Source organism: Stenotrophomonas sp. HMWF023, from assembly GCF_003060985.1.
GTDB lineage: Bacteria > Pseudomonadota > Gammaproteobacteria > Xanthomonadales > Xanthomonadaceae > Stenotrophomonas > Stenotrophomonas lactitubi.
The window spans coordinates 1-4181 of sequence record NZ_QAIJ01000338.1; the positions used below are offsets into that span (position 1 = coordinate 1).

Genomic DNA, 4181 nt, shown 5'->3' on the forward strand with positions numbered 1-4181 from the left:
CAGGCTGAACGTCGCTGCTTCCCATGAACCATCTCCTCATCCTTGACGACGTTATCGCGACGACCAAGCACGGTCAGACGTTGGAGTGGTGCTAGGTCGTGCTACGACCTAAGCCGCGGGCTATTTCTGTAGGTCGAGTTGCTCTGTGGTGTGCTGCACCAAGAGCGTCGCATCTGTGCCCATTGCTTCCGCCAGTGCGATAAGCGTGGACAAGGTCGGTTGGCGAAGGCCCCTCTCCAGCAGGGAGATGTACGTCCTGTCCAGGTCTGCCTCGAGCGCGAGGTCTTGTTGGGAAATGCCGCGCTCGGTCCGGAGCCGACGCAGAACTTCGCCAAAGATCTTCTGAACAGTTTTGCTGTCGGTCGCCATTGACGGCCGACAGTAGGATTGATAAGACTATAGTGCGACGGACTATAGTCTGCAACGGCGGCGCGGCCGACTCCAACCGGTCATCAGTCTGGAGGCCAGTGTCGAGCGCCTGGAACGGAGGTTGGGAGCGTTGCGCCTCCACCATGGCTCGCTATGCGGCTCACTGATCAGTCTGTCTGATCTCAACACCTCACTGGAAAAATGGAGCAACACCCGATGGGAGTCATGATCTACAACCTGGCACTGGTCCTCTTCATCATCCCGTTGACCATCAGGGCCTATCTGAGCCTGAGGAGTGACCGGCTTCCGCTGCCGCAGTTCCAGAACAACATCGTGGTCAACCGCATCAAGCTGCAGAAGGCGATCGGGATCCTCTCTCCGATCATCTTCTGGGTCTTCCATATCGCGTGGCTGCTGTGGAACCTCTCAATCGATGCTTGGCTTGGCGTACTGGCCACGGCGGTCTACATGGTGGTCAGTGCAATGCTATCGGGGCAGATCAAAGCCAAGCGGATAGGTGTCATTGCTGAGAAGGCGGGTAGCACGGAGAACAATCAGCCTTGAGGCAGACACAACCAGGCACTCGTATGGATAGCGCTGGCGAGGCGACGGTGGCAACGAATGGGGGAGGGGGCTGGTTGTCGTATGGGCGGCTGCGCACTGCGCACTCTGACCTGCGGCTTCAGCGTTGACGAAGAGCAGAGGGAGCTGCGGCGTGGCCTCGGCGTCGAAGGCTGCGCTAGCGTCCGCTGAAGGCGGCGGAGTGGCTTCTGGCAGCGCGGATCCAGCCACCTTGGGCCGAATGTGACAACTGATCCGGGGAGCAGCTGCCAGCTGGGTGTGTGCTCCTACCTGGTAGCAACCCAATCCCTCAAGGGCGCCGCACCGCTGCTCGGGCGATGCGCGCTGCGACAGCCAGAGGGCCGTGCGCTGTTGGCCATGCAGGCAGGGGCCGCATTCGCTTACGCAGATGGAAGGCCAAGTAAACGCCCCGACCTCATGGCGGGGCGTTTCTATGTCTACTCGATGCGGAAGGTCGCGCCATCAAATGCACTCTAGCTGGACGGATTCCATTGGCGGCAATGGTTGCACCACCTGCGATCATGCGCTCCAGGGCGATTGTTAGATGCCACCCTGAGACGAACTGCCTAATGCCATTCACCGCCGCCGAAGGCCTCAGCGAGGCCAACTGCGAGAAGATGCTAGTCGTAGCTGAGCGTCACGCGCGCCGCCGCATTGATCTCACCTTCCCCCACTGTCTGACCGGACTGGTACAGCCGCGCCTTGAATGACACAGGCTTGGCCGTCTCACCGGCAACGTTGCTGGTAAACAGGGGAAAAGCACCAGGTGCATTGACGTCAGCAGACTCGTCGCCAAAGGTGATCGGCGTAGTGCCATCTTCCCGGAAGAGCTTGAGCGCAACACCTGCCGGAATCTCAGGGCCGGTCAGCGTCAGGGAGTCACTCAGATTTGCCGGCGTCGCGTTGTCAGTGAACAGAGCATGGACGTTGATGCCGCTGGTGCTGGCAGGGCAATCCAAGGTGAACCCGAAGTCCTTTTCCTGGGGCCACGGTTGATCCAGCCCTGGCGCCGACCCAACAGAAACGCTGTCGAACGCAACGGACTGGTTGATGCCCGAGGGTGTGCAGCTCGCAACGCTGTATGCGATCTGGGCATTCAGAGCCCCGCCGATGGTAAGGGTGTCTGGGAGGGGGCCGCCACCCTGCCTATTCAATCCCAGGCGGGGCACAATTGCAGGATGGAATGACGAGGCTCCCTCTTTGAGCGTCTTTCCTAGTCCAACCAGTCGGTAGCGAGTCTCAAACGGGGTGTCGCCAGCGGGCAAGTCGATGTTTCCCAGGAATGAGCCGCTGTAGAATTCGAGACTGGTAACCGGAACAACGATTCCTCCAATCGTCACTTCCACGATGGCGCCCACACCGATAGCTCCAGTGCCCGCCTGATCCAGGCTGGCGTAGCGCTGTCCGTCCACTGTCACCACGTAATAGGTCTGGTTACCAGCACTGTTTCCGACCATACTGCGAGTCTCCGGCGCAGTGCAGCGTAGCACGCCAGAGATTGCCATCCAGTCGGTCAGAGGCTCCCCCAGGGCGGGTGTCGGATTGTCAGGATTGATACGGACGACACCGATGTTGAACGCAGGATTCGACCAGTTTGTTTCCCCAGGCTGGTGCTCAAGGAATTCACAGGCCGCTTGGGCGGATTGGCTTTGAAACAGGCCGGCCAATGCCAGGGCCAGAGTGATTGCTAGAGATTGTCGCTTCATTGTTGGTTCCAAGTGTTCGATGCTCGAGGCCAGATTGAGTACGCCTTTGACCTTCTTGCCAAGGTGGACAGGCGGATGATCTCCAGAGGGAGGAGGGCGTGTGGCCCAGCCCTCCAGGCGACAACTAGTACTGTTCGGCCGCTCCGGCGACACAGCGCAGGACTGCGGGGGGCCCGCCATTACCTTGGGCGTGCTGCTGATTCAGCGGGCCGAATGTGACATCTGATCAGGGATGCTGCTGCCAGCTGGGTGTGCGCTCCTGCTTGTCAGCAAGGCAATCCCTCAAGGGCACTGCACCTCTGCCCAGACGAAGTGCGGTGCAATACGCCGATGCAAGCAGGGGCTACTTCAGTTAGCGAAGATGGGTAGGCGGCCACACCAAATGCGACAACTGCATCTGTTGCGGCGGAAGTTCGCTGTCGGCACCCCTGGTGACACCAAGCATCCGGTGTCATGAGAGACGCTGGTGGCGATAGGTCGTAGCTCAAGGTAGGCAGTGCCGCTGCGTCGATCTCGCCATCGCTCACATCATCAGGGCTCTGATACAGACTCGCGCGGAAAGATGCCACCGCAGTGCCACCACTTCCGCTATTGAGAAGCTTGAAGCGCGCCGGATTGGTTGGATCAGTTTTTTGCGGCCCCAGCGTGATCGCTGTCCCATCGGACTGCAGCAGCCTCAACTCCACGCCAGTAGGCGGTTTGGAGCCCATCAGCGTGAGAGCCATCGTTGTATTGCTGCCATCCGCTGCCTCCGTGAAGACCGCATAGGCATTCACGTTCGAAGGGTATTGAAGGGTCACGTCGAACTGCTCTTGGCACGACCAGGCCTGCCCAACGCCAGACTTGTCAGCAGCACTGAACGTTCCCAAGGCGACAGAGGGGGGATGTATGTGGGCGTACAGGCATTGGCTTGATAGACGACCTCACCTTGTACTACTGCTGAGAAAATCAACAGGAAAAGTTGCCCGTTGCCTCCATCGTGGGCATCCATGATTTGAAACGGGATTCCTCCAGCCACAGGGAAGCCGATCGTGCCTTCTGGTAGTTCTGTGGCGCCGTCGAGCTCGACAATACGATAGGACATGCCGACCAGATTGGTCCCGACCAGAAGCGACAAAGGCGGGAGGGAACCATTTGATGCACCACCAGTATTTACAGGTAACTTCGTGCCATCAGGAGGCTCAATCTGCGCAATGATGCCGATCTGGGCACCGGGAACTACCTTGGCGGTATACATCTGGCCGTCGACCTCTACGACCTGATTCTGCGCACCAGGCAGGGCCATGAACTCGTAAGTACGCGAAACAGCGCACGATATTTCAGCGGTGTTTGTGATCCAATCCGAAAGAGGCTTTCCGGCGGGGATTGCACCTTCGCCTGGCTTGATTCGGATCGAGCCAAAGGCGAAGGTAGGGCGGAACGACGAGTTGCCGGCAGCGCCGCCGGGATTCAGAATTTCACAGATTGGATTCGCGCTGATTGCGCTGCCGATATGTAGGATGGCAGGGCCAATGGTGAGTAGTA

The 4181-nt window shown here is 59.1% G+C and carries 4 protein-coding genes; 1 reads left to right on the forward strand and 3 read right to left on the reverse strand.

Annotated features, from left to right (window positions below; translation table 11 throughout):
* Window positions 1-120: 120 nt before the first annotated feature.
* Window positions 121-369, reverse strand: a complete 249-nt coding sequence (locus tag DBR20_RS20615) for a helix-turn-helix transcriptional regulator (RefSeq protein ID WP_108268117.1) — start codon at window positions 367-369, stop codon at window positions 121-123.
* A gap of 225 nt (window positions 370-594) precedes the next feature.
* Here DBR20_RS20615 and DBR20_RS20620 point away from each other — a divergent pair, with 225 nt between their 5' ends.
* Entirely contained in the window at window positions 595-933 is a 339-nt protein-coding gene (locus DBR20_RS20620; RefSeq protein ID WP_146187071.1) for a hypothetical protein, read from the forward strand.
* Between the two features lie 638 nt (window positions 934-1571).
* On the opposite strand, the gene DBR20_RS20625 is transcribed toward DBR20_RS20620, so the two are convergent.
* Both DBR20_RS20625 and DBR20_RS22240 read right to left on the reverse strand, forming a co-directional pair.
* Window positions 1572-2657 (reverse strand): fimbrial protein, encoded by a 1086-nt coding sequence (locus DBR20_RS20625; protein WP_181393139.1) that lies wholly within the window; start codon window positions 2655-2657, stop codon window positions 1572-1574.
* Between the two features lie 796 nt (window positions 2658-3453).
* On the reverse strand, window positions 3454-4181 hold a 728-nt coding region (locus DBR20_RS22240; protein ID WP_181393140.1), incomplete at its 5' end, for a hypothetical protein.

Coding starts and splice junctions, on each gene's coding strand:
- DBR20_RS20625 (WP_181393139.1), bottom strand. CDS start 2,657: ATGAAGCGACAATCTCTAGCAATCACTCTGGCCCTGGCATTGGCCGGC.
- DBR20_RS20615 (WP_108268117.1), bottom strand. CDS start 369: ATGGCGACCGACAGCAAAACTGTTCAGAAGATCTTTGGCGAAGTTCTG.
- DBR20_RS20620 (WP_146187071.1), top strand. CDS start 595: ATGATCTACAACCTGGCACTGGTCCTCTTCATCATCCCGTTGACCATC.